Source organism: Actinoallomurus acanthiterrae, assembly GCF_054775715.1.
Window position 1 is genome coordinate 5,916,116 of the sequence record NZ_BAAHCO010000001.1, and the last position, 26,014, is coordinate 5,942,129.

The window sequence follows — 26,014 nt, forward strand, 5'->3', positions numbered from 1 at the left end:
CTGTTCCCGCGGGGGCGCGGTGTTCAGGGCGTCGTACGGCCAGGGGGAAGCGAGGCGTTCATGACCATCCGGGTGTTCTTGGTGGATGACCATGAGGTCGTCCGGCGTGGGGTGGCGGCCTTGCTGTCGTCGGAATCGGACATCGAGATCGTGGGTGAGGCCGGCAGCGCGGAGCAGGCGCTGGCGCGCATCCCGGCGGCGCGTCCGGACGTGGCCGTGCTGGACGTGCGGCTGCCCGACGGGGACGGTGTCAGCGTGTGCCGGGACGTCCGCTCGCGCATGCAGGAGGTGGCGTGCCTGATGCTGACGTCCTTCTCCGACGAGGAGGCGCTGTTCGACGCGGTCATGGCCGGTGCGGCGGGGTATGTGCTCAAGCAGATCCACGGGTCCGATCTGGTCAGCGCGGTGCGTACCGTGGCGTCCGGGCAGTCGCTGCTCGACCCGCGCAGCACGGCGCAGATGCTGCAGCGGCTGCGGGAGCGTCAGACCCGCAAGGACCCCCTCGCAGCCCTGTCGAGTCAGGAGCGTCAGATCCTCGAGCTGATCGGTGAGGGGCTGACGAACCGGCAGATCGGCGAGCGTCTGTTCCTGGCGGAGAAGACGGTGAAGAACTACGTGTCGAACCTGTTCGCCAAGCTCGACATGCGCCGGCGTACGCAGGCGGCCGCGTTCGTGGCCCAGTTGAAGGCGGCGGAGGGCCACGAGTCCCGCGACGAGTGAGTCGGGCGCGGGCGTGGTGGTCAGGCCGGGGTGCAGTGGTCGATGAGCCGCATCCGGGTGTTCTGCAGGCGGTCGAGCATGATCGCGGTGAACCGGCGGGTGAGCTCGAAGCCGAGGGCCGGGTCGGTCACGCACAGGGCGCGTACGGTGCGGCCGTCCAGGACGATCGCGCGGACGGGTTCGGCGGCGACGGCGCCGAAGCGCCATTCGTACGGCGGGAACAGCCAGGACCATCCCAGCACGGTGCCGCGGCCGAGCGTCTCGACGACGACGGTGCCGCGGCCGGGGACGCGCAGGTCCAGGGTGATGCGGCCGGCCTGGATGAGCCAGAACCGATCGGCGCGTCCGCCCTCCTCGAAGAAGCGGTGCCCGGCCGGTTCGTGGGCGTAGTGGGCGGCCCGGGCGAGCATGTCGACGTGCCGTTCGGGCATGCCCCGGAAGAACTCGTGGGCTGTCAGGGCCGTTCCCGGCAACGTCGTCATGGCCGTTCATCCCCTCGCCGATGTCCGGTGGTCGGTGGCGTCCCACCGTGTCGCACCGGCGGATCACCGCCGGCGCTCTTCCAGCGTCCGTGGCGGCGGCGCGGGCGCAGAAGGGCCGAAGGTCCCGCCCGGTGGGGCCGCTCGGCTCTCTCCCGGGCCGGGATGCGGGGGGATCGTGGATAGCGACTTGAGGAGGTCGTCATGCTCGTTGGCCCGGGACCCCGGTATGTGATCACGGGGTTCGACGGATCCCCGAACTCCGTCGCGGCGCTGCGCCGGGCGGCGGAGGAGGCCCGGCGCCGTCATGCTCGCCTGGACGTCGTCCAGGTCGTTCCGGCTTCGGAGGGGCTGTTGGGGTGGGGGCGTGCGTGGCTGCGGCTGCGTGACGAGGTGGCCAGGCTCCTGCCGCGCTCGCAGCAGATCACGACGCGGCTGCGGGTCGCGCGCGGCGAGCCCGGTGTGGAGCTGACCCGGCTCGCCGCGCGGGCCGAGGCTCTGGTGGTCGGCGCGCGGCTGAACGCTCATTACGGTGACCTGCTCGAGGGTGCCACGGTTCCGACGGTCCTGATCGCGTCGCCGTGTGAGGTCATCGTGTGTGTGGGCGATTCGCGGCAGGACGTCTGAGTCGCCGCGCGGGTCACGCGTCCGGGGCGGTGTGGATCGAGACGGGGCGGGTGGCCGCGTCGTAGGCCGCGCGGGAGCCGGTGGCTCCCATGCCGCTGTCGCCGGCCGGTTCGTAGAGTCGTTCGGGACCGCCGCCCTGCCATTGGTTGATCCAGAGGACTCCGGCGGGGATGCCGCGCGCCGCGGCGATGTGCGCCGGGTCGGCCGTGTAGACGGTGGCGGCGAGGCCGAAGCGTGAGTCGCGGGCCTTCTCCAGTCCTTCCTCCGAAGGAGGAGATGATGGTGACCGGGGCGGACCTGTCCGAACGGCAGCGCGGCCGCCTCGCTGACATGCGCGAGTACGCCACTTTCATGGCGGGCGTCTGGAATCGCTCCTCGGGGAGTACAAGGCCTCGCGGGAGACCGGCCGCTCCACGCCCGTGGGACGCGACCGGTAACCCACCCCCTCCCCCGGCCCGCGCTCATCGGCCTCACGACGCCGCCTCGGTCCGGCCGCTACGGGCCGGACCGGCGACATGGCGGCTCGTCAGGAGGCGTCGGTTCCGGGGCGGAGACAGACGCAGAACGGGTGACCGGCCGGGTCGAGCAGGACCCGCCAGCGGTCGCCGCCCGGCTGGAACTCCGGCCGGACGGCCCCGAGCTTCACGCAGCGCGCCTCGGCCTCGTCCAGGTCGTCGGCGTACAGGTCGAGGTGGTATCGCTTGGAAGAGTCCGTGTCGGGCCAGTTCGGCGCCCGGTAGCCCGCCACCTGCCCGAAACCGACGTTGGTCACGCCGTCGCCGATCATGGCGTACGCGTCCTCGCTGTGGGTGATCGGCAGGTCGAGGACCTGGTGGTAGAACTCGGCGAGCGCCCGGGGATCGGCGCAGTCGAGGTTGACCATGGCAAGTGAGGCGATCGCGGTCATGGATGGCCGCCTTTCCTTCTCGGTGACGGCTCCCATCCTGCCGGTGATACCTGACATCTTCTGGCAGTCTTCCCGGCGTCAGATCTCCACGTCGATGAGCGCCCGGGCGCCCCGCCGGATGGAGGCCTGCCCGCCGGTGGCGGCCGCGGCCCACGCTTCGAAGGCCGTCAGGTCCGCCTCCGGAACCGGCACGTCGATCTCGACGCCGGCGCCGTAACGGGTGCCCGCCGGCGGGTACGGCGAGGCGTGCAGGTCGCGCTGGAGCCGGCCCGCCCGTTCATGCCCGACCGAGACGGTGACGGTGACGACCGGCCGGCGCTCGACCACTCCCACGGCGTCGATCGTCTCGGCGACCGCCTGGCCGTAGGCGCGGACCAGGCCGCCGGCGCCGAGCTTGATCCCGCCGAAGTACCGGGTCACGACGGCGGCGACACCGGTCAGGCCGCGGCGGCCCAGGACCTCCAGCATCGGCAGGCCGGCGGTGCCGGCCGGTTCCCCGTCGTCGCTGTTGCGGGTGGTCTGCCCGTGCTCGCCCAGGACGTAGGCGGTGCAGTTGTGGGTGGCGTCGCGGTGGGCGCGGCGGCGCTCGGCGATGAACGCCTGCGCCTCCTCCTCGGTCGCCACACGGCCCAGGGCGCAGATGAACCGGGATCGGCGGATCTGCAGCTCATGGGCCCCGGAGTGCTTGATGGTGCGCATGTCGCCTCCCACCGTAGAGGGCCGGCGGGGGCGTCGGCCGTCACGCACGTGCTGTGGTCACGCTCGGTGATGTTCGGTGGCGTGTCGTTCCGGTTCGCGTTTCCCTCTTCCCGGCGACCGCATCGTGTCCCGCGCGCCGCCTGAAGTGGTGATTCGGGTCGGGCATAGTGGGAGCCGCCGGCCGAGGCGGCCGGGGCCGGGGCGGCCGAGATGGTCACGCGTTGATCACGCCCGCGGGCGGGCGAGTACAGGGAGCGCGGCTGATGGAATCGTTCGACGTCCCGGACGGGAGCATGCCGCCGGTCCCGGTGGCGGCGGGGGCCGGCGAGCCGGCCCGGCTCGCCGCCGTCCGCCGCTACCAGATCCCCGACACGGTGCCGGAGGACGGCGCGCTGGAGCGGATCGCGGCGCTGGCCGCCCGGATCCTCGACGCGCCGATCGGCAGCGTGACGATCGTCGATGAGGACCGGGTCCGGTTCAAGGCCGCGTTCGGGCTGCCGGGCGTCGAGCAGGTCCCCCGCGTCCCCGGGCTGTGCGTGACCGTGGTGTCCCACGGCCGGCCGTACGCCGTCGCCGACACCCGCGAGGATGCCCGCACCCGGGATCATCCGCTCGTCCAGGGCGAGCCCGGAGTGCGGTTCTACGCGGCCGCGCCCATCGTCACCCCCGACGGGCATTGCCTGGGCACCGTCAACGTCATGGGCCGCCGGCCGCGCCAGATCGCCCCCGGCGAACTCGCCGTGCTCGCCGACCTGGCGGCCCTGGTCATGGACCACCTGGAGCTCCGGCTGTCGGCGCGGCGCACCATCGCACTCGAACGGGCCGTCCACGAGGCCACCGAACGCGAGAGGCTTCAGCTGGCGACCCTGGCCGACGCGCTGCAGCGGTCGCTGCTGCCACCGGCCCTGCCGGAGCTGCCGCACTGTGAGATCGCCGCGCACTACCAGCCGGCGATCGAACCGGTCGGCGGGGACTTCTACGACCTGTTCCCCATCGGCGAGCACGGCAAGCGGTGGGGCCTGTTCATCGGCGACGTCGTCGGCAAGGGTGCCCAGGCGGCCGGCCGCACCTCTCTGGTCCGCTACACCCTGCGCACCGAGGCGATCACCCGCCCCAACCCGGCCCGGATGCTCGCCGGCCTCGACGCGGCGATCGCCCTGGACCAGGCCGCGTACGGCTCCGGCGGAGCCGAGATGTGGTTCTGCACCGCGGCGGCGGCCATCGTGCGTCCCAGCCCCGGCGGCGCCATCCTCACGATCGCCGCCGGTGGCCATCCCCCGCTGATCGTGCTGCGCGCCGACGGCCGGCTGGAGACCCGTGAGCTGCGCGGCCCGATCATCGGCTGTCTCGAGGGCGCGGTGTACGACAACGCCCACCTCGAGCTGGCCGCCGGTGACACGCTGCTGCTGTACACCGACGGCCTGGTCGACGCGCACCGCGACGGCACCCGTTTCGGGGACGAGCGGCTGCGGGCGTTCCTCGCCGACTGCACGGGGCTGGCCGCGCCCGCCCTGATGGACCGCCTGCGGGCCCTGGTCGCGACGTTCGGCCAGCCGGCCGACGACGACATCGCCCTGGTCGCGCTCAGCATCCCCGCCTGACGGCCCGCGCCGCCAGGGCCTGCCTGACGAATCCGCTGGGCTGGGCGCCGGGTCGGGGCCGGTCGGCCGCGGTCCAGAGAGGAAGCCCCGCTCGCCGATGAGCGGTCCGTCGTTCCCGTGGTGTCGGCGGTTCGGGTGGCTGTGGGTGGCGTATGCCGTCAGGCCGGAGCCGTGTTGGCCGTGCGGGGCCTCGTCCGTTCAGGCGTCGGCCGGGGCGAAGATCGGCGGGATGCTCCGTACGGCGGTGTCCAGCTCGAGCAGCGCCGTACGGAGCCGCTCGTCCGGTGACGGGCCTGGCGCGGCGGGCGCCGGTACGGGCGGGCGGGGTGCGGTGAGGGGGCGGCGGCCGACGGCCAGGCGGGCCCGGGTCAGGTCGGCGGTGACGGCGGCGTTCAGGCGGACGATGTCGGGTGCCGTGAGCACCTGGCCCGCTTCGTCCGCGCATCGGGCGATGGTGTGGACCGGCGCGGCGCAGCGGCGTACGGCGTCGATCGCGTCGGCGGGATGGGGGGCGGCGCCGCGGCGGAGCCGGCGGTGGGCGCGCAGCGGGCCGGCGATCTGCTCGAGCCGGTGCAGGCAGCCGTCGAACCTGGCCTGGTGATCGGCCAGGCGGCCCGGCTCCTGGCGCGCGGCCGTCAGGAACTCCCCCAGGGCCGCGAGGGCGTCGGCGGTGCGGCGGCGCAGCACGTCGATGGACTTGATCGGAAGGATCAGCCAGGACGCCGCGATGCCGAGCACGGCGCCGACGACGATCGCCTCGAGCCGGGTCGCGAGCAGGTCGGGGGCCGACTGGCCGAAGTAGCCGTACAGCAGGGACAGCGCCGCGGTGACGAACGCGGCCCAGTAGGCGTAACCGGCGGGCCGCAGCCAGGTCGCGGCCGCGAGGACCGCGAAGATCACGGCGATGGAGCGGGCGTCGTGTGGGCCGAACGTGTCCGCGGTCACCGTGGCCGCGGCGGTCCCGGCCGCCGCGCCCGCGGCGCGCAGCACGCCCTTGTGGACGACGTCCGCGCGTCCCCGCGCCCCGCTGCAGACCACGAACGCGGTGAGCACCGACCACGCCCAGTGCTGGGAGAACAGCAGGTGGCCGGCGGCGAATCCCGCGCCGACCGCCCCGCCCATCTGCAGGCTCATGCGGGTGCTCGCCGAAAGCCGTCTGCCTCCGCTCGCCGGGGTGGGGGCCGGTGGGAAGGCGGTGGCCGGGCGTGTGAACCCCAGACGGCCGGCGATCGCCTGGGCGGTGAGGCCGCACAGCACGGCGATCAGCGCGACCAGCGCGGCCCACTTGTCCTGATCGTGGCCGGGGGCGTGGCCGCCCGGGGGCGTGACGAGCACCGCGATCAGCGGGAGCACGGCGAGGGTCCCGGCCCTGGTCGCCCGGGGGCCGAACCGGCGGACGGCGATCGTGGCGCAGATCAAGGCGGTGAACACCGTGTCGCCGGCGGCGGGATGGCGGGACATCAGCGCGGAGGTCTCGGCTGCCGCGACGGCCACCGGTGGCAGTACGGCCAGGGCGGTGATCCGGTCGGATGGCGTGCGGGGGCCGGTGCGGGACAGGGTCAGCGTCAGTGCGACCGCCTGGACGAGGATGACGGTGTGCAGGTGCTCGGCGTGCTCGAGCAGCAGCGCCGCCGCGTACGCGGCGAGCGTCGCGGTCATCGTGACGGCGGTCGCCCGCAGCCCCGCCAGGCCCGGGTCCAGCCGCCGTATCCCTGTTAGGCCGTGGGAAACGATACGCAGTGCGTACGACATCGATGCCGCTCTCCCTGATTCACCCGAGTATGCGTCCGCCAGATAGTAAGTGATAGCGTAGCAATATGGGTGACAGGCAGGAGGAGGCGGAGCTCCTCGACGGTGCCGCGCAGGTCCGTCAGGGCATCATCCGCCTCGGGCGGCGGCTGCGCGCCGAGCGCTCCCCCGAGGCGCTGAGCGCCAACAAGCTCGGCGTCCTGAGCCACCTGCACCGGCACGGCCCGGCCACCGCCGGTGAGCTGGCCGCCGCCGAGCACCAGCGGCCGCAGTCCCTCACCCGTGTCTTCGCCGAACTGGAGCAGGCGGGACTGGTCACCCGGATCCGCGACGAACGCGACCGCCGCCAGTCCGTGCTGGCCATCACCCCCGAGGGGACCGCCGCCCTGGCCCGCGACATGGCCGAACGCGACGCGTGGCTGGCCTCGGCGATGGCCGGCCTGTCGCCGACCGAACGCCAGGTCCTGCGCCTGGCCGGCGCGCTGATGGACCGGCTCGCCGACGACCCGCCCCACCCCGCGCCGCACCGACCCGGTGCCGGATGACCGACCGAGGGATCCATCGATGCACTGGTCCGAACACGCCGTCTGGTGGCACGTCTACCCGCTGGGCTTCACCGGCGCCGAACACCGGGCACTCCCCCCGCCCGCGCCGCCGGTGCCCCGGCTGACCCGCCTGGCGGACTGGCTGGACTACCTCGTCGCCCTGGGCTGCAACGGGCTCGCCCTCGGCCCGGTCTTCGCCTCCGAGACCCACGGCTACGACACCGTCGACCACTTCCGCATCGACCCCCGCCTCGGCGAGGAGAAGGACCTGCTGCGGCTCGTCGAACAGGCGTCGCGGCGCGGGGTGCGGGTGCTGCTCGACGGTGTGTTCAACCACGTCGGCCGGAGCTTCCCCGCCTTCGCCGACGTCACCGCGCACGGTCCGCGCTCACGGTACGCCTCCTGGTTCCGCCCCGCCCCCGGCGGCCACGTGACCTTCGAGGGCCACCACCGCCTCGTCACGCTGAACCACGACGAACCAGAAGTCGCCGACTACGTCACCGAAGTGATGACGCACTGGCTCGAGCGGGGCATCGCCGGCTGGCGGCTCGACGCCGCCTACGCCGTGCCGCTGCCGTTCTGGCGCGCGGTGACCGAGCGGGTCCGCGCCCGTTTCCCCGGCGCGTGGCTGATGGGCGAGGTCATCCACGGCGACTACGCCGCCTACGTCACCGACGGCGGGCTGGACTCGGTCACCCAGTACGAGCTGTGGAAGGCGATCTGGAGCTCGTTCAACGACCGCAACCTGTTCGAGCTGGCCTGGACCCTGGACCGGCACAACGCGCTGCTGGAGACGTTCGTCCCGTACACCTTCGTCGGCAACCACGACGTGACCCGCATCGCCAGCCGCCTGAGCGACGAACGCCACCTCGAGCACGCCCTGGTGATCCTGTGCACGGTCGCCGGGATCCCCGCGGTCTACTCCGGGGACGAGCAGGCGTTCCGCGGCGTCAAGGAGGAGCGGGAGGGCGGCGACGACGCGATCCGCCCGGAGTTCCCCGCCGGCCCGGCGGGCCTGGCCGGGCACGGCCGCCCGCACTACCGGCTCCACCAGGACCTCATCGGCTTCCGCCGTCGGCATCCCTGGCTCGTCCGCGCCCGTACGACGGTGACGGCCCTGACCAACACCACGATGGTCTACACGGCCGCCGACGGGGACGACGGCGTGACCGTCGCGCTGAACGCCGCCGACCATCCCGCCGAGGCCGACCTGCCCGCCGGCGTCTGGCGGCACGCCGCCGGACCCGGGCGGATCGACGGCTCGCGGGTGAGCCTGCCCGCGGCCGGCTGGGCGATCGCGACGCGAGGCTGATGGAGCGACGGCAAGGCCCGTTCGGCGAGCGACGTGCGGCGGGGCCCGGCCATCGACCGGGCCCCGCCGGTCTTCCGAGAGCGGCGCGGGCCCGGCGGGACGGCGAACGGAAGCGGTGTCACAGGCGGTCGGGGTGCGGGGTGCCCGCGCCGCGGAGCAGGGTGTCCACGACGAGCGTCGCGAGGGTGTCGGTGTCCTTCTCGTCGCCGATCTGCGCGGCCTCGTGGATGAGGGCGTAGTAGACGCGGCGGGTCCATGGAATGTCGGCGTCGGCGCGCAGGACGCCCGCCTCCCGGGCCCGGCGGAACAACCGTTCGCACGTCTCCCGAACATCGCTGTGCACGCGAGCCACCTCCGGGTTGGCCGAGGAGGCACGGCTCATCGCGAATCCCCAGCTGGTCTTGACGCCGAGGACGTTCGCGGTCGTCTGGTAGAGGGCGACCAGCGGCGGAGCGGTGTCCGGGTGGGCGGCGTCCACCGCGGCGGCGAACCGCTGGGTGGCCCACGCCGCCAGGGTGTCGATGAGTGCTTCGCGGGTGGCGAAGCGCCGGTGCACGGTGGTGCGGGCGACGCCGGCGGCTTCGGCGATCTGCTCCATCGTGGCCGCGGGATCGCGGCTGAGGGTGCGTTCGGCCGCCTCCAGGATCGTCGTCATCGTCCGCTCGGCGTCCGCGCGCAGCGGGCGGGCGCTGGCGGGTGTCGACTGCCGCTGTGTCTTCATGAGGAAAGCATACGGGAGCGTCACGGTTCGCTGCGGAGTTGCATCATCGATGTTGCAAGTTGTAGCTTCATCGCGTCCTTGTTGATGCGACTAGTGACGCCTCCTGAAAGGTTGGAACACGTGGAGTACACCCGCCTCGGCCGCAGCGGCCTTTCGGTGTCCCGGCTCGTCCTGGGCACCATGAACTTCGGGTCGCGCACGTCCGAAGAGGACAGTCACGCGATCATGGACCGTGCGCACGAGCACGGCATCAACTTCTTCGACACGGCCAACTCCTACGGCGTGCGGCAGGGCGACGGCGCCACCGAGCAGATCATCGGCCGGTGGTTCGCCAAGGGCGGGGACCGGCGCGACAAGACGGTGCTGGCCACCAAGGTCTACCTTCCGATGGGCGACTGGCCCAACGACAGCGGGCTGTCCGCCCTGAACATCCGGCGCGCGGTCGACGCCTCGCTCAAGCGCCTGCGGACCGACCACATCGACCTGTACCAGATGCACCACATCGACCGGAACACGCCGTGGGACGAGATCTGGGAGGCGTTCAGCGTCCTGCACCAGCAGGGCAAGGTGCTCTACTACGGCTCGTCCAACTTCGCCGGCTGGCACATCGCCCAGGCCCAGGAGGCCGCGCGGTCCCGGCACTTCCTCGGACTGATCAGCGAGCAGTCCATCTACAACCTGATGACCCGCTGGGCCGAGCTCGAGGTGCTGCCCGCCGCGCGGCACTACGGGCTGGGCGTGATCCCGTACTCGCCGCTGCACGGCGGTGTGCTCAGCGGCGTCCTGCGCAAGCAGCGCGAAGGCGCCGCCGTCCGCAGCGGCTCGGGACTGTGGGCCGCCGCGTTCGCCGAGCAGCGGGAATCCGTCGAGGCGTACGAGAAGTTGTGCGCCGAGATCGGCGAGGACCCGGCCCACGTCGGGCTGGCGTGGCTGCTCGCACAGGACGGCGTGACCGGGCCGATCGTCGGCCCGCGGACGGCCGAGCAGCTCGACGGCTCGCTGCGCGCACTGCAGGTCACACTCGACGACGCCACCCTCGCCGAGCTGGACGAGCTGTTCCCGCCGCCCGCGCCCGGCGGCGCCAAGCCCGCGCCCGAAGCGTACGCCTGGTGATCACGCCCCGGCTCTGATCGCCGTACGCCGCGATCAGAGCCCGGCGCGTCGGTGAGCGCCGCTCCTGCCACGGCGCCGCGTTCATGACCTGGGCGGTCAGGCCGTCGTCCCGGCCGGGTCGGCCGCGGGCGCTCGATGGCACGGGCCGGTCCGCTCGGTGAGGATGTCCTCGTACACCCCGACCTTGTGGTTGATCAGGTCGAGGCATCGGGTGAGGTCGGCGATCTGGGCGGTCACCCGCTCCTGATGCCGGTGCATCAGCGCGAGCCGCTCCTCCTCGTTGCCGGCGCCCTCACGGACCAGCTCGGTGTAGCGGCGGATCGCCGGCAGCGGCATCCCGGAGGCGCGCAGGATGATGCAGACGGTCAGCCAGTCCACGTCGTCCTCGGTGTAGACGCGGCGTCCGCCCGGGTCGCGCCGGACCGGTGAGACGAAGAGGCCCTCGCGCTCGTAGAAGCGCAGCGCGTGCACGCTCAGGCCCGTCCGCTCGGCGACCTGCCCGATCGTCAGGTCCGATGGGATTTGCGGCATACCGCCCAGCGTAGGGCGTCGCCGGGGGCCCGGTCCCCGAGCGCGCGGAGCAGGTACGGGAGCAGTGGCGCCCGTCTCTCCTGAGCCGGGCGGCGGTGACCGTACGGGGCCCGTCAGCGGAAGTCGCCGGCGTGGTCGGCGACCCACTGGCGCAACGACCGCGGCGGGACGCCGGTGACGTCCTCGACCGTGGAGGTCAGGACGGGCGGCGGGCCGGCGAGCATCGCGGCGTAGCCGTCGAGCAGCACGTCGACGAAGGAGTCGGGGAAGGTCTCATCGGCCAGCAGGCGCCGCCGGGCCTGCTCGCGGGTCAGCTCCTCCCAGCGCAGCGGCCGCCCCAGGACCTCGCCGATGACCCGGACCTGCTCGGCCTGGGTGAGCACCTCGGGGCCGGTGAGGGTGTAGGTCGCGCCGTCGTGCCCGGGTCCGGTCAGGGCCCGGGCCGCGACGGCGGCCATGTCGGCCTCATGGATCAAGGACATGGGGAGCGTGCCGTACGCGCCGCGGACGACGTCGCCGGCCCGGATCTGGTCGGCCCACCACAGCGTGTTGACGGCGAAGGTGCTCGGCCGCAGCACGGTGGACTCGACGCCGCGGCCGTGGACGAGCTTGTCCTGCTCCTCGAACGGCAGGTCGGGGACGCCGCCCGTGCCCAGGAAGACCACGCGGCGGGCCCGCGCGGCGATCAGGTCCAGCACCGCGGGCAGCCCCTCGCCGCCGTGCAGCGGCCACAGCAGGAAGACGGCGTCGATTCCGGCGAGGCACGTCTCGAGGGTGGCGGGGTCGGCCAGGTCGCCGGGCACGACCTCGACGCCTGCCAGGAGGCGGGCGGCGCCTGGGTCGCGGGTGACCGCCCGTACGGCGTGGCCGGCCTCCCGCAGCAGGGCGACGATATGGCGGCCGACGTTCCCCGTGGCGGCGAAGACGAGGATCTTGGTGTCTGTCACGTCCCCGATCCCACCTCGAGACCCCGGCATCGCGAAAGCCGGCCGGGCGACATCGCCGGAAACCGTCATCGTGCCGGTGGCTCCGGACGGATGCCGTCGGCGCCGCCGGTGGCGTCAGGCCGCGAAGACCTGCGCGTCGTCGGCGAACGCCTTGAACTCCAGGGCGTTGCCCGCCGGGTCGAGCAGGAACATCGTCCACTGCTCCCCCGGCTGCCCTTCGAAGCGCACGTACGGCTCGATGACGAACGCCGTGCCCGCCGCCCGGAACCGCCCGGCCAGCCGGTGGAACTCCGGAACGGTCAGGATGAGGCCGAAGTGGGGCACGGGGACGTCGTGCCCGTCGACCGGGTTGTGCGCCCGCTCGCGGCGGCCGGGCACCAGGTGGGTGACGAACTGGTGGCCGTGCAGGTTCCAGTCGATCCAGGTGTCGGCGCTGCGGCCCTGCGCGCAGCCGATGAGCTCGCCGTAGAAGGTGCGGGCGGCGGCGAGGTCGTCGACGGGCACGGCCAAGTGGAAGCGCGGGATCGGGGAGTCCAGGGTGCTCATGGTGGTACGTCCTTCCGGGTGGACAAACCGGGCATTGTCGGAATGTTAACATTCGTGCATGAGTCCCGATGAGGGCGGTGTGCTGCGCCCGGCGCGGCGGCGCGGCCTGGCCGACGAGGTCGCCGACCGCATGCAGGAGGCGATCTTCAGCGGGGTCTACCCTCCGGGCGCACGGCTGCGGGAGGTGGAGGTGGCCGCGGCGCTGCGGGTCAGCCGCGGGCCGGTGCGCGAGGCGCTGCTGCGCCTGGAGCGCGAGGGCCTGGTCCACAACGAGTGGCATCGCGGCGCCACGGTGATGTCCCTGTCGGCCAGCGACGCCGCTGAGCTGCACAGCCTGCGCGCCGTCCTGGAGGACCTGGCCGTGCGATGCGCCGTCGAGCGTGCCGGTGATGAGGACCTGGCCGCCGTGACGCAGATCGCCGAGCGGATGGCGCGGGCCGAGGACGCGCACGCGATGGTGCGGCTGGACATGGAGTTCCACGACGCCGTGTACGCCGCGGCCGGGCACCGGCGCCTGCGGGCGGCGTGGGAGGCGATCCGCTCCCAGGTGCACCTGTTCCTGCTGACGCGGATCGGCCTGAGCGAGCCGGACTACCTCGGGCACATCCCCGAAGAGCACAGCCGGCTGGCCGCGGCGCTGCGGGCGCGGGACGCCGAGACGGCGCTGCGGCTGTTCGCCGAGCACCGCCGGCACGCCTTCGACCTGCTCGCCGGCGACGGCTGAGCCCTGCTCACCGGGGCGGAGACGCCTGGGTGAGGGTCGGGGACAGGACGGCGGCCAGCAGTCCGGGGAAGCGGGCCTCCAGGTCGTCGCGGCGCAGGCTGACCTGGCGCTGCCTGCCGTAGGGCTCGTTGCGGATCACTCCGGCCTCACGCAGGGTCTTCAGGTGGTGCGACAGCGTCGATTTGGGGATCTCGCCGCCGACGGGATGGCAGGCCGCGACCTCCAGGGGGCCCTCGGTGAGACGGCAGGCGAGCTCCAGCCGCGCCGGGTCGCTGAGGGCGAACAGGACGTCGGTCAGGACCAGGTCCGCGGCGTCGGGATGGGGCATCTCCCGCGAGGATCCACTCATGGTTCGATAATAGTTGAACAGTTCGCCCGACCGGAGTAGCCTCCAACAGTTCGATTTTCATGGAACAGTTCTGAGGAGCACCCGAATGGCCACAGTGCACGACCGCGCCCCGGCGACGGGCCGCGCCACCGGCCTGCGCCTGCCGCGCACCGCCGGGTTCTGGCTGCTCGGCGGCGTCCTGCTCACCTTCATGGCCGCCGCCAGCGCCCCCTCCCCCCTCTACGTCGTCTACCAGCACGAATGGCGGTTCTCGGCGACCACCCTCACGGCCGTGTTCGCCGTGTACGCCCTCGCCCTGCTGATCGCACTGCTGACCGTCGGCGGCCTGTCCGACTTCATCGGCCGCCGCCCCGTCCTGGTGCTCGCGCTCCTGGCCGAGACGGCGGCCATGGTCCTGTTCCTGACGGCCGGCGACGTCGGGACGCTCCTGGCGGCCCGCACGCTGCAGGGCCTGGCGACCGGCATGGCCACCGGCGCCATCAGCGCCGGGCTGGTCGACCTTCAGCCCGGCAGCCGGCTGGGACCGCTGGTGAACAGCGTGGCGCCCACCCTGGGCCTGGCCGCCGGCGCCCTGGGCACCGGAGCGCTGGTCCAGTACGCCCCGGCACCGACCACCCTGGTGTTCGTCCTGCTCACCGCGGCGTTCCTGCTGCTGGCCGCGGCGGTGGCGTTCCTGCCGGAACTCGTCTCCCCGCGCCCGGGCGCGCTGGCCTCGCTGCGCCCGCGGGCGTCGATCCCGGCCAGGGCCCGCGCGCCGTTCCTGGCGGCCCTGCCCTGCCTGATCGCGACCTGGGCGATGGGCGGGCTCTACCTGTCCCTGGGCGGCTCCCTGAGCGCCGGAGTCCTGCACGTGCGCAGCCACCTGGTCGGCGGCCTGGTCGTCAGCGCCCTCACCGGCGCCGGCGCCGTGGCCTCGACGCTGCTCCGCGATCGGACGCCGCAGCGGGTCATGATCGGCGGATCGGCCGCGCTCGCCGCCGGGACCGGCCTGACCCTCCTGGCACTGGGCCTCACCTCCACCCCGCTGTTCTTCCTCGGCACGGCCGTCGCCGGCTGCGGGTTCGGCGCCGCCTTCCTCGGGGCGTTCCGCTCCCTGGCCGCCCTGGCGGAACCGGCCCAGCGGGCGGAACTGTTCGCCGCGGTGTACGTGGTCAGCTACCTCGCCTTCAGCGTGCCCGCCGTCCTGGCGGGGCTCGCCGTCCCGTCCTTCGGCCTGCGCGCGACCGCGACCGTGTACGGGACGATCGTCATCGCCCTGGCCCTGACGGCCGTGCTGTCCGGCGCCGTTCGCGCCCGGGCCGCCCGGACGGCCGCACCGGTGACGACCGCCGCCCCCTGCCCCACCGGAAGCCGCCCCGCCACCGGCTGACCGAGCCCTGGCGAGCGAGGCGGCACCCGGCGCGTGCAGCGCCAAGGACGCCCGGCGCGGGGGCGTTCTCGGCGCCGGGCCGATGGGCCACATCGCGTCGGCGAGGGCGCGGCAAATCGGTTGCGTCGCGGCGCACTGCCGACAGGATCGGGAGCATGAGCATCACCGCGCCGGAACGCGCCCTCGCCTCCCTGACCGGGTTGTCGGTCGGGGACGCCTTCGGAGACCAGTTCTTCCTCCTGGCCAACCGCGGGCTGGACCCGTGGGACGCGACCCCGCCGGGACCGTGGGAGTGGTCCGACGACACCGAGATGGCCTGCTCGGTCGTTGACGTGCTGATCCGGGACGGCCGTGTCGACCAGGACGCGCTGGCCGCGTCCTTCGCCGCCCGCATGGACGTCGGCCGCCGCTACGGCGCGGGCACGCTCGAACTGCTGGAGAAGGTCCGTGACGGAGTGCCCTGGCGCGCCGCGTCGGCCGAGGGCTTCGGCGGGAACGGCTCGTACGGCAACGGCGCCGCCATGCGCGCCGCGCCGCTCGGCGCCTACTTCGCCGGCGACCTGAAGCGCGCCGCCGCCGAGGCGGCCGCCTCGGCAGAGGTCACCCACGCCCATCCCGAGGGCGTCGCGGGGGCCGTGGCGGTCGCGGTCGCCGCCGCCCATGCCGCCGAGTCCGGGCCCGGCCTGTTCGAGGCGGTGCTCGACCACCTGGCGCCCGGCTACGTCAGGCGAGGCGTCGAACAGGCCCGGAAGCTGGCAGGCGTCACGGTCGAGCAGGCCGCGGCGCGGCTCGGCAACGGGTCCCGGATCACCGCGCAGGACACCGTGCCGTTCACGCTGTGGGTCGCCGCCCGGCACCTGGACGACTACGAGACCGCGGTACGCGGCTGCGCCGCCGCCGGAGGCGACATGGACACCACAGCGGCGATCGTCGGCGGTGTTCTCGGAGCGCGCGTCGGGGGCGCACCGGCCGACTGGCGACGGCACCGCGAGCCCCTTCCGGCCTGGCTCGGCCGGCACGCCTGACAGCCGCAGAGCGCCGTCACACGGCGGGTCACGGCCACGGCGCTGCAGGCATCTACCGGCGGGCGCGTCGTTCGGCCAGCACGATGGACACCGTCAGGAACGCCGCGCCGGCGGTGAGCGGCGCCGCCGTGGTGGCGCCGCCGGCCGCTCCGGCGGCGATCGCGACGACCGCGGGCACGACGGGCTGGGCGATGCCCCACGAGGAGCCGAAGAACGCGAACCACCGGGGCCGGTCGTCCTCCGGCGCGGCATCGGCGATCATCGCCGGCCAGCGTCCCAGCAGCAGGCCGCCGACCGCCGTCCAGGCGAGGTAGGCCGTCACCGTCACCGCGAGTCCGTGGGCGGCCGCCATGAGCAGGGCGAGCAGGCCCAGCAGCGCCGAGCCCGCCCCCAGGACCACCGTGTGCGCGCGGTGCTCCAGCCGCCGGCGCGCCAGATGCGCGGTGAGCGGGCCTGGCAGGGCCGCGCCCGCCACGGCCAGGCCGGGAAGCCAGTGCGGCGCGCCCCGCTGCAGGAGGATCAGCGGCAGGAACATCACGACCGCCAGGTGGCCGTAGGCGAAGGCCGTGCCCGCGGCCGTCGAGCGCAGCAGCGGCAACGGCGGCCGCCGCGGTTTGCGGCGCCGTACGGGAACGGCCGGGCGCGGGGACGCGTCGCCGGGGAGCGCGACGGTCGACGCCGCGGCCGCCAGGCAGGTCAGCGCGTCGGCGACGATCAGCCATCGCACGCCGAGCGGGAGCAGGATCGCGGCCAGCAGGCCGCCGACGGCCCCCGCCGCCGCGAGCGAGGTGCCCAGCAGCGCGTAGGCGCCCTGGCGCTGCCCGCCGGAGGTCACCCGGGCCAGGAGCTCCTGGCTAGCAGGCTCGTAGATCTCGAAGGCCAGCCCGACCAGCGCGGTCGCGGCCAGCGTCTGCGCCGGCGTGCGGGCGGCCGCCAGCACCAGCAGCGCGGCCCCGGTCGCCGACAGTCCCAGCGCGATGGTCGCGCGCGGGCTCAGCCGCTCGAGCAGCAGCCCTCCGCTCCACCGCGAGACCAGCGCGGCGACTCCGAAGACGGCCAGCGCCGCGGGTGCGAGCCGCGGGCCGGCCAGCACGGCCAGGAACGCCAGCGCGTAGGCCCCCAGCTGGTTGAGGATCCGGATGCCGACCAGCGCCTTGGCCGCGCGCGGCAACGCCTCCGCCACCGTCCCCCCGTCCTCGTACTCGACCGCGTGGCATCCTGCCATGGGCCACCGACACGGGCCACCGACACGGGCGCGCCCGCACCCGGGGAGGACCTCGCAGAACGAGCCGGGTGCGGACGCGCCCGTACCGGCGCCGAGAGGACGGTGTACGAGGTGCGGTGAGGGGGGCGGCGGAGCGCGGAGGGGGCGCCCCGCCGCCAGGCTTCGGGTTAGATCACCCAGAGGTCGTAATTGGTCCAGGTGCTGCCGTTGCACTGGTACTTCGACCAGGAGTGGTTGTTGATGCCGCGGTTGCCGACCTCGATGCAACTGCTGGCCCAGAAGTAGTTGTCGATGTACCGCCAGCCAGGGCCGGGCGGGTCGCTGCAGGGGTGGGTGCACTTGACGGTGACGGCCCCGTGCGGCGCGGGCGTGGCGGCGCCCGCGGGGGACGCGAGCGCGACGGCGCCGACGGCCAGCGCACCCGCGACGGTGCTCGTCGCTATGAGATTCCGAAGTCGCATGAAGCGGACCCTTTCGTTTCCGGGGAACTTCACCTCGACGTTATGGGCGGCCCCGCATCGAGGTATTGAACGAATGCGAAGGGCCGGCCCCCGCCCCGCGCACCGATCGCCGGCGGCGGCCTACTCGCGCGACGCGGTGGTCGCGGCGGCGTGTTCGGCGCGGAACGCGGTCGGCGTGCAGCCCGCCAGCCTGCGGAAGTCCCGGTTGAAGTGGGCCTGGTCGGCGTAGCCGCACGCGGCGGCCACCTGCGGGAGCGTCTGGCCCGGGGATCGGGTGAGCAGGTACACGGCCCGCTGGAAGCGCAGGATGCGGGCCATGGTCTTGGGCGGCAGGCCGATCTGCTCGGCGAAGCGCATCTCCAGGTAGCGGCGGGTCACGCCGATCTCCTCGGCGAGCGTGCCGACGCTGATCGCTCCGGCGGTCCGGCGCAGGAGCCGCCAGGCGCGCAGCACCGCCGGTGCCGGCTCCGGCCCGGTGCGGAACCAGGCGGGCAGCAGGTGGTCCAGCAGCGCGAACCGCGTGGCCCAGTCCGGTGCCTGCCACAGGCGTTCGGTGAGATGTTCGCAGCGGCGGCCGAGCAGGTCGGCCAGGTCGACGGTGGTGTTGGACAGTTCCCGCATCGGCACCCCGAACAGCGCGTGCGCTCCGGCCGGGGTGAGCTCCACGGCCATCCCCCGGTGGTGGCCGTGCTGCTCGAACAGCACGGGACCGTCGTGCAGGCCGGTGACGTGAGACGCCTGGACGCGTGCCGGCGAAGGCGTGGTGATCAGCCGTACCGAGGCGGTGAAGTCGATGAACAGCGCGACCGTGCAGGTCGGCACGGCGCGGCCGTTCAGCGGCCGGGCCGTCTCCACGCGCAGGCCCGCGTAACCGAAGACGTGGCCGCGCAGGGCCGGCCCGGGCCGCGCCACCACCATCCTCGGCTCGGGCCGCGGCTCGCGGCACTCCAGAATGACCCCCCCGACGCCATTCACCATCGACCGCCTTTCCGCGCGACTCTTCCCGGCTCAGTCTCTCCGCGGACCTGCGGAGCGGGGATCCGGGAAATCTCGTATTCGGGAACGGGAAAGCGAACGCCGCTCGCGGGTGATACCGATGTGACCGCCATCCGCGCCATGGAAAGGCACCACATGACAGGGGATCCCCCGCCCGACCCGGTCGAGCGTTTCGATGAGGTCTTCGACGCCTATTTCGCCGAGATCCACCGGTACGCGGCCAAACGGCTCGGTCCGGACGCCGCCGCGGACGTCGCGGCGCAGACGTTCCTGGAGGCGTTCCGGGGGCGTCGGCGCTATGACCCGATTCGGGCGAGCGTGCGCACCTGGCTGTACGGGATCGCGACCAAGGTGGTCGGCAAGCATCAGCGGGCTGAGACGCGCGCGCTGCGGGCGCACGCCCGCCTCAGCCCGGGCCGGGGCACCGAGGAGCACACCGAACGGGTCGATTCGCGGGTCAGCGCCGAGGGCCTGCGCGGCCGGCTCGCCGGGGCGATCGCGTCGCTGCCGCGCGGGCAACGCGACGTGCTGCTGCTCGTGGCTCTGGCCGACCTCAGTCACGACGAGGTCGCGGCGGCGCTGGGGATCTCCTATGGCACGGTCGGCTCCCGGCTGAACCGTGCCCGAACCACATTGCGCAAGGCGTTGGGCGGGACCAATCCGATGCTCACGTTGGAGGAACAGCATGGATGAGATGCGGATGGTCCGGGACTTCTACCCCGAGCCCGCTCCGCCCACCGCCCGGGACATCACCCGGGCGAAGGCACTGCTGAGCGAGTCGTCGCGCCGTCCACTGCCCCGGATGCGGTGGGGACTGGGCGGCGGCCTGGTCGCGGTCGGCGCGGCGGCGGCCGTGGCGATCGCGCTCGCCGGGGGGAACACGACCGGCGGGGGGAACACACCCGCGTCGCCCGGCCCGGTGAACCTGGACGCCAAGGGAGCGGTCCTGGCCGCGGCGGAGAAGGCCGAACAGCAGCCGACCGGCAACTACTGGCGCATCGACGTGGTCGAGGGCCAGTCCTACATGATGCGCCCTGGCACCGGGACATACGCGATCACCGGCGCGGCCGACGAGGTGTTCCACTGGACCGGCGCGAAACCCGGCATGGGAGAGGCCTACTACAACCGCGACCTGCCAGCCCACCCGCTGACCAAGCAGGACCAGGCGCTGTGGCGCAAGGCCGGGTCACCGTCGAGCTTCCGCGTCTGGTCGGGCGACCACTACTACACCTACCCCGCCAAGGGCACGAAGTGGAGCGCGCACGGCCCCAACGTCGGCATCGACCCGCACGGCGGCGGGGATTACATGGGCAAGTCGGTGAAGGATCTGCAAAACCTGCCGACCGACCCGGCCAAGCTCGCCGCGATGTTCCTGAACGACACGGACACGAACAGGGCGCTGGGCGCTCGGCCGGGAAAGACGCTGTCACCCGAAGCGGAACGACGCTTCAAAGAGGCCGCGCCCAAGCTGAAGATCTCCAGGGTGGCGGGGATCTTGAGCGGCCCGGTCCAGCCCAAGGCACGGGCCGGCCTGATGCGGGCGCTGGCCACCCAGCCGGGCATCCACGCGATCGGCCACGACACCGACCCGCTGGGCCGCCGGGGGATCGCACTGGCCTCCGACGACAGCGCCACGACGGTCACCGGCGAGTACGGCGGGCCAAAGGCCGAGCAGGGGACCTACCGCTGGCGCGCGGTGGTCATCTTCGATGAGCACACCGGCGCGGTGCTGTCCCGGCAGAACGAGCTGACCACGCCTGGCGGCCCGTACTCGGAGATGAAGCCCGGCTTCGTCATCGAGTACCAGGCCACCCGCTCGACGGGCTGGACCGGCACCAAACCCGCCCCCTCGCCGGAACTGCCGTCGTTCGGCTGACCCTTTCGGCCGGGCCCGGACCGCGTCCGGGCCCGGCCGAAAGGCGGCGCCCCTCAGCCGAGGGCCGTGTACAGGTCGTGGGTCCGGCGGGCGATGTGGGACCAGGAGAAATGCTCGATCGCCCGCCGGCGGCCCGCCTTGCCCATCGCGGCGGCGCGTTCGGGGTCGGTGACGAGGGCGCCCACGCGCTCGGCGAGGTCGGCGACGAAGCGGTCGGGGTCGACGGGGGTGCCGGTGCCGTCGGCGGCCTGCTCGATCGGCACGAGCAGGCCCGTCTCGCCGTCGGCGACCACCTCGGGGATGCCGCCGGTGGCGGTGGCGACGACCGCCGCCTCGCAGGCCATGGCCTCCAGGTTGACGATGCCCATCGGCTCGTACACCGACGGGCAGACGAACACGCTCGCGTGGCTGAGGATCTGCACGACCTCGGGGCGGGGCAGCATCCGGGTGATCCACACGATGCCGTCGCGTTCGGCGCGCAGCGCGTCGACGAGCCCTTCGACCTCCGCGGAGATCTCCGGGGTGTCGGGGGCGCCGGCGCACAGCACGAGCTGGGCGGCCGGGTCGAAGGACCGGGCGGCGCGCAGCAGGTAGGGCAGCCCCTTCTGGCGGGTGATGCGCCCGACGAACACCACGGAGGGGCGGCTCGGGTCGATGCCGTGCCGGGCCAGGACGTCGGTGCCGTGGTCGGGGGCGTACTCGTCGGTGTCGATGCCGTTGTGCAGGACGGTGACCCGGCCGGGGTCGATGTCGGGATAGCAGGTGAGCACGTCGCGGCGCATGCCCTCGGAGACGGCGACGATCGCGTCGGCGGCCAGCAGGGCGGTGCGCTCGGCCCAGGAGGAGATGGCGTAGCCGCCGCCGAGCTGCTCGGCCTTCCAGGGCCGCAGCGGCTCGAGGCTGTGGGTGGTGACCACGTGCGGGATCCCGTGCAGCAGCTTGGCGATGTGACCGGCGAGGTTGGCGTACCAGGTGTGGCTGTGCACCAGGTCCGCTCCCCCGGCTCCGGCGGCGATCTCCAGGTCGACGCCGAGGGTCTGCAGTGCCGCGTTGGCCTGTTCCAGCGCCCCGGGGACGCGGTAGCCGGTCACGCCGGGCTCGGCCCGGTCACCGCCGAAACAGTGGACCCGCAGGTCGCACAGGTGGCGGAGCTCCCGGGCCAGGTGCTCGACGTGGACGCCGGCTCCGCCGTAGACGTCCGGCGGGTATTCGCGGGTGAGCAGATCGACGCGCATGTCACGCAGCGTATGGGAAATATGCCCGCTCGTCCTGTTTTATTGCTGGTGGGCGGGCTAAGGTCCTCGACATGGCGAGACCTCATGTCCTGGCGATGGTTCTGGCGGGCGGCGAGGGCAAGCGGCTGATGCCGCTGACCGCCGATCGGGCCAAGCCCGCTGTGCCCTTCGGCGGAATGTACCGGCTGATCGATTTCGTCCTGTCCAACCTGGCGAACGCCGGGTACCTCAAGATCGTCGTGCTCACCCAGTACAAGAACCACAGCCTGGACCGCCACGTCTCGCGTACGTGGCGGATGTCGACCCTCCTGGGCAACTACGTGACGCCCGTCCCGGCCCAGCAGCGCCTGGGACCGCGGTGGTTCGCCGGCTCGGCCGACGCGATCCTGCAGAACTTCAACCTCATCGAGGACGAGCGGCCCGACCACGTCATCGTCTTCGGCGCCGACCACATCTACCGGATGGATCCGCGGCAGATGGTGGACCAGCACATCGCGTCCGGCGCCGGGGTCACCGTCGCCGCGATCCGCCAGCCGCTGGCGCTCGCCGACCAGTTCGGGGTGATCGAGACCGGGCCCGACGGCGTCACCATCGAGGCGTTCCGGGAGAAGCCCAAGGACGCGATCGGCCTGCCCGACGCCCCCGAGCAGGTCTACGCCTCCATGGGCAACTACGTCTTCGACACCCAGGTGCTGATCGACGTGGTGAAGGAGGACGCGGCCGACGTGTCCAGCAAGCACGACGTCGGCGGCAACATCATTCCCCGGCTCGTCAAGGCCGGCCGCGCGCAGGTGTACGACTTCGCCGACAACGAGGTGCCCGGCTCCACCGACCGTGACCGCGGCTACTGGCGTGACGTGGGGACCCTGGACGCCTTCTACGAGGCCCACATGGACCTGATCTCGGTCCACCCGGTCTTCAACCTCTACAACCGCGACTGGCCGATCTACACCGGCCACGACCCGCTGCCGCCGGCCAAGTTCGTCTTCAACGAGGAGGGCCGGCGCGGCTACGCGACCGACTCGATCGTCTCCCCCGGCGCCATCCTGGCGGGCGGGATGGCCGAGCGTTCCATCCTGTCGCCCGGCGTCCAGCTGGACGCCGCCGCGGAGGTCCACAACTCGGTCCTGATGGACAACGTACGGGTCGGGCGCGGCGCCGTCGTCCGGAACGCCATCATCGACAAGAACGTCGTGATCCCCGACGGCGGGCGCATCGGCGTCGATGAGGACTACGACCGGGCGCACTTCACCGTGACGGACAGCGGCGTCCGGGTCCTGGGCAAGAACCAGGTCGTGCCGCGCTGACCGCTAGGGCAGCCGACCCGCCGGGTCCTCGGTCATGAACTCGGTGATCAGGTCCGTCGGGTTGGCCGCCGCGGTGAGCGCGAACATCGCGTCGGGGTCGAACATGTCGTAGAGGATCACCGGCAGCGGTCGTCCCAGGGCCGTGACGATGTGCCCGCCGGTGTGGAGGCCGCGCGCCACGTCGACGCACAGCTCGTGGAATCGCCGGTCCAGCAGCTCATCGCGCCGGTCGATCTCCTCTTCGGCCAGCTCGTCGCCGTCTTCGTACCACAGGCCCTCGGCCGCCGCCTCACGCCGATGCGCCTGCGCGCCGGCCGGGTCGTGTTCGGGATCGTGACCGGTGACGCGGACGCCCTCCAGCCCGGACGGCGGGAAGTAGGCGTAGTTCCAGCGGGCCTCCCATGCCTCCGACGGGCCCAGTGTCTCCAGCGTCCGCCGTACGTCGCCGTCGGTGTTGTAGCCGATCGCCAGGTAGGGGAACCGGGGATCCTGATCGACGCTGTCGATCCGGAACGTGACGGTGTAGATGTCGGGCACCGTCTCCGGCGGGAACTCCGCCAGGGCGCGCGCGGCGGCCTGCTCGATGTGCTGCCGGAACGTCTCCACTGCTCTCCTCGACTCGCGTGGCGCGATCATAGTGGGCCGGGCCGGCGGCTCACTCGGGGCGCAGGGCGGCCAGCTGCTCCTCGAACGGCACGACGGACTCGGCAGCGGGGGCGGCGGCCGGGCGGCCGGCCAGCAGCGCGGCCAGTTCGCCCGCCGCGCGGCCGATCCGGTCCGCCAGGTCGCCGGTGCGCTCCTCACCGGCCGACCCCCAGTCCTCCGACGCCGCGTACACGGCCGTGGGGACCACGATCGCGCGCAGGTAGGCGAACAGCGGCCGCAGCGCGTGCTCGAGGGCGAGCGAGTGGCGGGCGGTGCCGCCGGTCGCGGCGATCAGGACGGGCGTGCCGGTCAGGGCATCGCCCTCGAGCACGTCGAAGAACGACTTGAACAGGCCGCTGTAGGAGGCCGAGAAGATCGGGCTGACCGCGATCAGGCCGTCCGCGGCGGTGACCGCCTCCAGCGCCGTACGCAGCCGGGCGCCGGGGAACCCGGTGACCAGGTTGGAAGCGATGTCGGTGGCCAGGTCGCGCAGCTCGATCACGGTGACCTCAACCGGGCGGGTGTCCTCGGCCAGGTGCTCGCGGGCCGCCTCGGCAAGGCGGTCGGCCAGCAGGCGGGTGGAGGAGGGCGTGCTCAGGCCGGCCGAGACGGCCACGAGGCTCAGCGGGCTCACTTGGCCGCCTCCGCCAGGGCCTCGGCGCCGCGGGCGGCGAGCAGGGAGGCGTGGGTGGGGGCGTCGGGGACCTCGGCGGGCCGGTCGCTCGCGAATTCCTTGCGGAGCACGGGGATGACCTCCTCGCCGAGCAGGTCCAGCTGCTCCAGCACGGTCTTCAGCGGCAGCCCGGCGTGGTCGATGAGGAACAGCTGACGCTGGTAGTCGCCGAAGTGCTCCCGGAAGGTCAGGGTCTTGTCGATGACCTGCTGCGGACTGCCGACCGTCAGCGGCGTCTCGTCCATGAACTCCTCCAGCGACGGCCCATGCCCGTAGACGGGGGCGTTGTCGAAGTACGGGCGGAACTCCCGTACGGCGTCCTGGGAGTTCTTGCGCATGAACACCTGCCCGCCCAGGCCGACGATCGCCTGCTCCGGCGTGCCGTGGCCGTAGTGGGCGTACCGCTCCCGGTACAGGCCGACCAGCCGCTGGAAGTGCTCCTTGGGCCAGAAGATGTTGTTGGCGAAGAACCCGTCGCCGTAGTAGGCGGCCTGCTCGGCGATCTCCGGGCTGCGGATCGAGCCGTGCCACACGAACGGCGGGACGCCGTCCAGCGGCCGGGGCGTGGAGGTGAAGGCCTGCAGCGGGGTGCGGAAGCGGCCCTTCCAGTCGACCACGTCCTCACGCCAGAGCCGGTGCAGCAGCGCGTAGTTCTCGATGGCCAGCGGGATGCCCTTGCGGATGTCCTGCCCGAACCACGGGTAGACCGGCCCGGTGTTGCCGCGGCCCAGCATCAGGTCGACGCGGCCGCCGGCCAGGTGCTGCAGCATCGCGAAGTCCTCGGCGATCTTCACCGGGTCGTTCGTGGTGATCAGCGTGGTGGCGGTCGACAGGATCAGCCGCTCGGTCCGCGCCGCGATGTACCCGAGCATCGTCGTGGGCGAGGAGGGGACGAACGGCGGGTTGTGGTGCTCACCGGTGGCGAACACGTCCAGGCCCACCTCCTCGGCCTTCGACGCGATCGTCACCATCGCCTCGATCCGCTCATGCTCACTCGGCGTCCTGCCGGTGGTCGGATCGGGCGTGACGTCGCCGACCGTGAAGATTCCGAACTGCATGACCCACCTCTCCTGATTGAAAGTTCAACTATAGCGGCGAACGCGCGGACCCGGTCGTCGATTCCCCCGGGGGGGCTCAGCGGACGGGGCCGACGCGGACCGCCCGCATCTCCTCCTCGGTGGCAGGTCCCCCGCAGTGCGCGCAGACCGTCCTGGGGTGGAACTCGGATCCGCAGGAGTGCCGCCAGACGGTGGGCGCGGGGCCGTCGGTGACGTACCGGTCGCCCCAATCCATCAGGTTGAGCAGGATCGGCTGCAGGGCGTGGCCCGCCTCGGTGGGCACGTACTCATAGCGCGGCGGATGCTCCTCGTACGGCCGCTTCTCCAGCACGCCGGCCTCGACCAGCGTGCGCAGGCGCGCGGCGAGGATGTCACGGCTGGCCCCGGTGTTGCGGGCGATCCCGTCGAACCGCCGCTCGCCGAGCAGGATCTCGCGCAGGACCAGCAGGCTCCACCGCTCGCCGATCACCGCCAGCGCGTTGGCGATGGAACACACACGGCCACGTGCGGCCACCGGACTCCCCTCCTAGATCCGTCGCGATCTCGCGCACCCCAACCTATCGGGCCGCGTCGC

At 73.0% G+C, this 26,014-nt stretch carries 30 protein-coding genes; 12 read left to right on the forward strand and 18 right to left on the reverse strand.

All coding sequences use genetic code 11. From position 1 onward, the window contains the following. Positions 1 to 60 precede the first annotated feature (60 nt). Positions 61 to 720, forward strand: coding sequence for a response regulator (locus tag ACYVF7_RS28010; RefSeq protein ID WP_460346623.1), 660 nt, complete (start codon positions 61 to 63; stop codon positions 718 to 720). A 20-nt stretch (positions 721 to 740) separates the two neighbouring features. Here the strand turns inward: ACYVF7_RS28010 and ACYVF7_RS28015 are convergent, their stop codons facing one another. Next, on the reverse strand, positions 741 to 1,202 hold the full coding sequence (locus ACYVF7_RS28015; RefSeq protein ID WP_460346625.1) for a cyclic nucleotide-binding domain-containing protein: 462 nt from the start codon (positions 1,200 to 1,202) through the stop codon (positions 741 to 743). Positions 1,203 to 1,403: 201 nt separating this feature from the next. On the opposite strand from ACYVF7_RS28015, the gene ACYVF7_RS28020 reads away from it, so the two are divergent. Further along, the gene (locus ACYVF7_RS28020; protein WP_460346627.1) at positions 1,404 to 1,826 is read left to right on the forward strand and encodes a universal stress protein; all 423 of its coding nucleotides are present in this window, start codon (positions 1,404 to 1,406) and stop codon (positions 1,824 to 1,826) included. 13 nt (positions 1,827 to 1,839) lie between these two features. Here ACYVF7_RS28020 and ACYVF7_RS28025 read toward each other — a convergent pair whose 3' ends face one another. From ACYVF7_RS28025 to ACYVF7_RS28035, 3 genes are all read right to left on the reverse strand, one after another. Next, positions 1,840 to 2,082, reverse strand: a complete 243-nt coding sequence (locus ACYVF7_RS28025; RefSeq protein ID WP_460358152.1) for an aldehyde dehydrogenase family protein — start codon at positions 2,080 to 2,082, stop codon at positions 1,840 to 1,842. 270 nt (positions 2,083 to 2,352) lie between these two features. Beyond that, positions 2,353 to 2,733, reverse strand: a complete 381-nt coding sequence (locus tag ACYVF7_RS28030; RefSeq protein ID WP_460346629.1) for a VOC family protein — start codon at positions 2,731 to 2,733, stop codon at positions 2,353 to 2,355. 78 nt (positions 2,734 to 2,811) lie between these two features. Next, entirely contained in the window at positions 2,812 to 3,432 is a 621-nt protein-coding gene (locus ACYVF7_RS28035) for a YigZ family protein (RefSeq protein ID WP_460346631.1), read from the reverse strand. Between the two features lie 263 nt (positions 3,433 to 3,695). Here ACYVF7_RS28035 and ACYVF7_RS28040 point away from each other — a divergent pair, with 263 nt between their 5' ends. Continuing rightward, the gene (locus ACYVF7_RS28040) at positions 3,696 to 5,033 is read left to right on the forward strand and encodes a PP2C family protein-serine/threonine phosphatase (RefSeq protein ID WP_460346633.1); all 1,338 of its coding nucleotides are present in this window, start codon (positions 3,696 to 3,698) and stop codon (positions 5,031 to 5,033) included. Between the two features lie 198 nt (positions 5,034 to 5,231). Here ACYVF7_RS28040 and ACYVF7_RS28045 read toward each other — a convergent pair whose 3' ends face one another. Beyond that, positions 5,232 to 6,785: an FUSC family protein gene (locus tag ACYVF7_RS28045; protein WP_460346635.1), complete on the reverse strand. Its 1,554-nt coding sequence runs from the start codon at positions 6,783 to 6,785 to the stop codon at positions 5,232 to 5,234. A gap of 65 nt (positions 6,786 to 6,850) precedes the next feature. On the opposite strand from ACYVF7_RS28045, the gene ACYVF7_RS28050 reads away from it, so the two are divergent. Further along, positions 6,851 to 7,327, forward strand: a complete 477-nt coding sequence (locus ACYVF7_RS28050; RefSeq protein WP_460346637.1) for a MarR family winged helix-turn-helix transcriptional regulator — start codon at positions 6,851 to 6,853, stop codon at positions 7,325 to 7,327. 19 nt (positions 7,328 to 7,346) lie between these two features. Beyond that, on the forward strand, positions 7,347 to 8,639 hold the full coding sequence (locus ACYVF7_RS28055; protein ID WP_460346639.1) for an alpha-amylase family protein: 1,293 nt from the start codon (positions 7,347 to 7,349) through the stop codon (positions 8,637 to 8,639). A gap of 118 nt (positions 8,640 to 8,757) precedes the next feature. On the opposite strand, the gene ACYVF7_RS28060 is transcribed toward ACYVF7_RS28055, so the two are convergent. Further along, positions 8,758 to 9,360: a TetR/AcrR family transcriptional regulator gene (locus ACYVF7_RS28060; RefSeq protein ID WP_460346641.1), complete on the reverse strand. Its 603-nt coding sequence runs from the start codon at positions 9,358 to 9,360 to the stop codon at positions 8,758 to 8,760. A gap of 120 nt (positions 9,361 to 9,480) precedes the next feature. Here ACYVF7_RS28060 and ACYVF7_RS28065 point away from each other — a divergent pair, with 120 nt between their 5' ends. Next, positions 9,481 to 10,473 carry an aldo/keto reductase gene (locus tag ACYVF7_RS28065; RefSeq protein ID WP_460346642.1) on the forward strand — a complete coding sequence of 331 codons (993 nt, stop codon included), beginning with the start codon at positions 9,481 to 9,483 and terminating at the stop codon, positions 10,471 to 10,473. Between the two features lie 96 nt (positions 10,474 to 10,569). Here ACYVF7_RS28065 and ACYVF7_RS28070 read toward each other — a convergent pair whose 3' ends face one another. The 3 genes from ACYVF7_RS28070 to ACYVF7_RS28080 all read right to left on the reverse strand — a co-directional run bounded on the left by ACYVF7_RS28070 (position 10,570) and on the right by ACYVF7_RS28080 (position 12,497). Continuing rightward, positions 10,570 to 11,004, reverse strand: coding sequence for a MerR family transcriptional regulator (locus ACYVF7_RS28070; RefSeq protein WP_460346644.1), 435 nt, complete (start codon positions 11,002 to 11,004; stop codon positions 10,570 to 10,572). Positions 11,005 to 11,117: 113 nt separating this feature from the next. Next, positions 11,118 to 11,951 (reverse strand): NmrA family NAD(P)-binding protein, encoded by an 834-nt coding sequence (locus ACYVF7_RS28075; protein ID WP_460346646.1) that lies wholly within the window; start codon positions 11,949 to 11,951, stop codon positions 11,118 to 11,120. Positions 11,952 to 12,065: 114 nt separating this feature from the next. Further along, the gene (locus ACYVF7_RS28080) at positions 12,066 to 12,497 is read right to left on the reverse strand and encodes a VOC family protein (protein WP_460346648.1); all 432 of its coding nucleotides are present in this window, start codon (positions 12,495 to 12,497) and stop codon (positions 12,066 to 12,068) included. 58 nt (positions 12,498 to 12,555) lie between these two features. On the opposite strand from ACYVF7_RS28080, the gene ACYVF7_RS28085 reads away from it, so the two are divergent. Then, positions 12,556 to 13,221 (forward strand): GntR family transcriptional regulator, encoded by a 666-nt coding sequence (locus ACYVF7_RS28085; RefSeq protein WP_460346650.1) that lies wholly within the window; start codon positions 12,556 to 12,558, stop codon positions 13,219 to 13,221. A gap of 7 nt (positions 13,222 to 13,228) precedes the next feature. Here ACYVF7_RS28085 and ACYVF7_RS28090 read toward each other — a convergent pair whose 3' ends face one another. Next, positions 13,229 to 13,570 (reverse strand): ArsR/SmtB family transcription factor, encoded by a 342-nt coding sequence (locus ACYVF7_RS28090; RefSeq protein ID WP_460346652.1) that lies wholly within the window; start codon positions 13,568 to 13,570, stop codon positions 13,229 to 13,231. Positions 13,571 to 13,655: 85 nt separating this feature from the next. Between ACYVF7_RS28090 and ACYVF7_RS28095 the strand changes: the two genes are divergently transcribed. Both ACYVF7_RS28095 and ACYVF7_RS28100 read left to right on the forward strand, forming a co-directional pair. Beyond that, positions 13,656 to 14,939 (forward strand): MFS transporter, encoded by a 1,284-nt coding sequence (locus ACYVF7_RS28095; protein ID WP_460346654.1) that lies wholly within the window; start codon positions 13,656 to 13,658, stop codon positions 14,937 to 14,939. Between the two features lie 155 nt (positions 14,940 to 15,094). After that, positions 15,095 to 15,964, forward strand: a complete 870-nt coding sequence (locus tag ACYVF7_RS28100; protein WP_460346657.1) for an ADP-ribosylglycohydrolase family protein — start codon at positions 15,095 to 15,097, stop codon at positions 15,962 to 15,964. Between the two features lie 52 nt (positions 15,965 to 16,016). Here the strand turns inward: ACYVF7_RS28100 and ACYVF7_RS28105 are convergent, their stop codons facing one another. The 3 genes from ACYVF7_RS28105 to ACYVF7_RS28115 form a co-directional block, all read right to left on the reverse strand. Next, on the reverse strand, positions 16,017 to 17,189 hold the full coding sequence (locus ACYVF7_RS28105; RefSeq protein WP_460346658.1) for an MFS transporter: 1,173 nt from the start codon (positions 17,187 to 17,189) through the stop codon (positions 16,017 to 16,019). A gap of 167 nt (positions 17,190 to 17,356) precedes the next feature. After that, positions 17,357 to 17,650, reverse strand: coding sequence for a hypothetical protein (locus tag ACYVF7_RS28110; RefSeq protein WP_460346660.1), 294 nt, complete (start codon positions 17,648 to 17,650; stop codon positions 17,357 to 17,359). Between the two features lie 120 nt (positions 17,651 to 17,770). Next, a complete protein-coding gene (locus ACYVF7_RS28115; protein WP_460346662.1) occupies positions 17,771 to 18,562 on the reverse strand; it encodes an AraC family transcriptional regulator in 792 nt (263 codons plus the stop codon). 219 nt (positions 18,563 to 18,781) lie between these two features. On the opposite strand from ACYVF7_RS28115, the gene ACYVF7_RS28120 reads away from it, so the two are divergent. Both ACYVF7_RS28120 and ACYVF7_RS28125 read left to right on the forward strand, forming a co-directional pair. Then, on the forward strand, positions 18,782 to 19,339 hold the full coding sequence (locus ACYVF7_RS28120) for an RNA polymerase sigma factor (protein WP_460346665.1): 558 nt from the start codon (positions 18,782 to 18,784) through the stop codon (positions 19,337 to 19,339). After that, the gene (locus ACYVF7_RS28125; RefSeq protein WP_460346667.1) at positions 19,332 to 20,522 is read left to right on the forward strand and encodes a hypothetical protein; all 1,191 of its coding nucleotides are present in this window, start codon (positions 19,332 to 19,334) and stop codon (positions 20,520 to 20,522) included. The genes ACYVF7_RS28120 and ACYVF7_RS28125 overlap by 8 nt, the downstream gene beginning before the upstream one ends. Positions 20,523 to 20,575: 53 nt before the next feature. Here the strand turns inward: ACYVF7_RS28125 and glgA are convergent, their stop codons facing one another. Then, positions 20,576 to 21,757 carry a glycogen synthase gene (gene glgA, locus ACYVF7_RS28130; RefSeq protein ID WP_460346672.1) on the reverse strand — a complete coding sequence of 394 codons (1,182 nt, stop codon included), beginning with the start codon at positions 21,755 to 21,757 and terminating at the stop codon, positions 20,576 to 20,578. A 71-nt stretch (positions 21,758 to 21,828) separates the two neighbouring features. On the opposite strand from glgA, the gene glgC reads away from it, so the two are divergent. After that, positions 21,829 to 23,064 (forward strand): glucose-1-phosphate adenylyltransferase, encoded by a 1,236-nt coding sequence (gene glgC / locus ACYVF7_RS28135; protein ID WP_460346673.1) that lies wholly within the window; start codon positions 21,829 to 21,831, stop codon positions 23,062 to 23,064. A 3-nt stretch (positions 23,065 to 23,067) separates the two neighbouring features. Here the strand turns inward: glgC and ACYVF7_RS28140 are convergent, their stop codons facing one another. From ACYVF7_RS28140 to ACYVF7_RS28155, 4 genes are all read right to left on the reverse strand, one after another. Continuing rightward, entirely contained in the window at positions 23,068 to 23,670 is a 603-nt protein-coding gene (locus tag ACYVF7_RS28140; RefSeq protein ID WP_460346675.1) for a hypothetical protein, read from the reverse strand. A gap of 49 nt (positions 23,671 to 23,719) precedes the next feature. Beyond that, entirely contained in the window at positions 23,720 to 24,343 is a 624-nt protein-coding gene (locus ACYVF7_RS28145; RefSeq protein WP_460346676.1) for an FMN reductase, read from the reverse strand. Then, a complete protein-coding gene (locus tag ACYVF7_RS28150; RefSeq protein ID WP_460346678.1) occupies positions 24,340 to 25,440 on the reverse strand; it encodes an LLM class flavin-dependent oxidoreductase in 1,101 nt (366 codons plus the stop codon). The genes ACYVF7_RS28145 and ACYVF7_RS28150 overlap by 4 nt, the downstream gene beginning before the upstream one ends. A 76-nt stretch (positions 25,441 to 25,516) precedes the next feature. Next, positions 25,517 to 25,954: a winged helix-turn-helix transcriptional regulator gene (locus tag ACYVF7_RS28155; RefSeq protein WP_460346679.1), complete on the reverse strand. Its 438-nt coding sequence runs from the start codon at positions 25,952 to 25,954 to the stop codon at positions 25,517 to 25,519. Positions 25,955 to 26,014 lie beyond the last annotated feature (60 nt).

Bases quoted from the DNA above. Each gene is read 5' to 3' on its own strand.
- ACYVF7_RS28010 (WP_460346623.1), top strand. From the start codon at position 61: ATGACCATCCGGGTGTTCTTGGTGGATGACCATGAGGTCGTCCGGCGT.
- ACYVF7_RS28015 (WP_460346625.1), bottom strand. From the start codon at position 1,202: ATGACGACGTTGCCGGGAACGGCCCTGACAGCCCACGAGTTCTTCCGG.
- ACYVF7_RS28020 (WP_460346627.1), top strand. From the start codon at position 1,404: ATGCTCGTTGGCCCGGGACCCCGGTATGTGATCACGGGGTTCGACGGA.
- ACYVF7_RS28030 (WP_460346629.1), bottom strand. From the start codon at position 2,733: ATGACCGCGATCGCCTCACTTGCCATGGTCAACCTCGACTGCGCCGAT.
- ACYVF7_RS28035 (WP_460346631.1), bottom strand. From the start codon at position 3,432: ATGCGCACCATCAAGCACTCCGGGGCCCATGAGCTGCAGATCCGCCGA.
- ACYVF7_RS28040 (WP_460346633.1), top strand. From the start codon at position 3,696: ATGGAATCGTTCGACGTCCCGGACGGGAGCATGCCGCCGGTCCCGGTG.
- ACYVF7_RS28045 (WP_460346635.1), bottom strand. From the start codon at position 6,785: ATGTCGTACGCACTGCGTATCGTTTCCCACGGCCTAACAGGGATACGG.
- ACYVF7_RS28050 (WP_460346637.1), top strand. From the start codon at position 6,851: ATGGGTGACAGGCAGGAGGAGGCGGAGCTCCTCGACGGTGCCGCGCAG.
- ACYVF7_RS28055 (WP_460346639.1), top strand. From the start codon at position 7,347: ATGCACTGGTCCGAACACGCCGTCTGGTGGCACGTCTACCCGCTGGGC.
- ACYVF7_RS28060 (WP_460346641.1), bottom strand. From the start codon at position 9,360: ATGAAGACACAGCGGCAGTCGACACCCGCCAGCGCCCGCCCGCTGCGC.
- ACYVF7_RS28070 (WP_460346644.1), bottom strand. From the start codon at position 11,004: ATGCCGCAAATCCCATCGGACCTGACGATCGGGCAGGTCGCCGAGCGG.
- ACYVF7_RS28080 (WP_460346648.1), bottom strand. From the start codon at position 12,497: ATGAGCACCCTGGACTCCCCGATCCCGCGCTTCCACTTGGCCGTGCCC.
- ACYVF7_RS28085 (WP_460346650.1), top strand. From the start codon at position 12,556: ATGAGTCCCGATGAGGGCGGTGTGCTGCGCCCGGCGCGGCGGCGCGGC.
- ACYVF7_RS28090 (WP_460346652.1), bottom strand. From the start codon at position 13,570: ATGAGTGGATCCTCGCGGGAGATGCCCCATCCCGACGCCGCGGACCTG.
- ACYVF7_RS28095 (WP_460346654.1), top strand. From the start codon at position 13,656: ATGGCCACAGTGCACGACCGCGCCCCGGCGACGGGCCGCGCCACCGGC.
- ACYVF7_RS28100 (WP_460346657.1), top strand. From the start codon at position 15,095: ATGAGCATCACCGCGCCGGAACGCGCCCTCGCCTCCCTGACCGGGTTG.
- ACYVF7_RS28105 (WP_460346658.1), bottom strand. From the start codon at position 17,189: ATGGCAGGATGCCACGCGGTCGAGTACGAGGACGGGGGGACGGTGGCG.
- ACYVF7_RS28110 (WP_460346660.1), bottom strand. From the start codon at position 17,650: ATGCGACTTCGGAATCTCATAGCGACGAGCACCGTCGCGGGTGCGCTG.
- ACYVF7_RS28120 (WP_460346665.1), top strand. From the start codon at position 18,782: ATGACAGGGGATCCCCCGCCCGACCCGGTCGAGCGTTTCGATGAGGTC.
- ACYVF7_RS28125 (WP_460346667.1), top strand. From the start codon at position 19,332: ATGGATGAGATGCGGATGGTCCGGGACTTCTACCCCGAGCCCGCTCCG.
- glgA (WP_460346672.1), bottom strand. From the start codon at position 21,757: ATGCGCGTCGATCTGCTCACCCGCGAATACCCGCCGGACGTCTACGGC.
- glgC (WP_460346673.1), top strand. From the start codon at position 21,829: ATGGCGAGACCTCATGTCCTGGCGATGGTTCTGGCGGGCGGCGAGGGC.
- ACYVF7_RS28150 (WP_460346678.1), bottom strand. From the start codon at position 25,440: ATGCAGTTCGGAATCTTCACGGTCGGCGACGTCACGCCCGATCCGACC.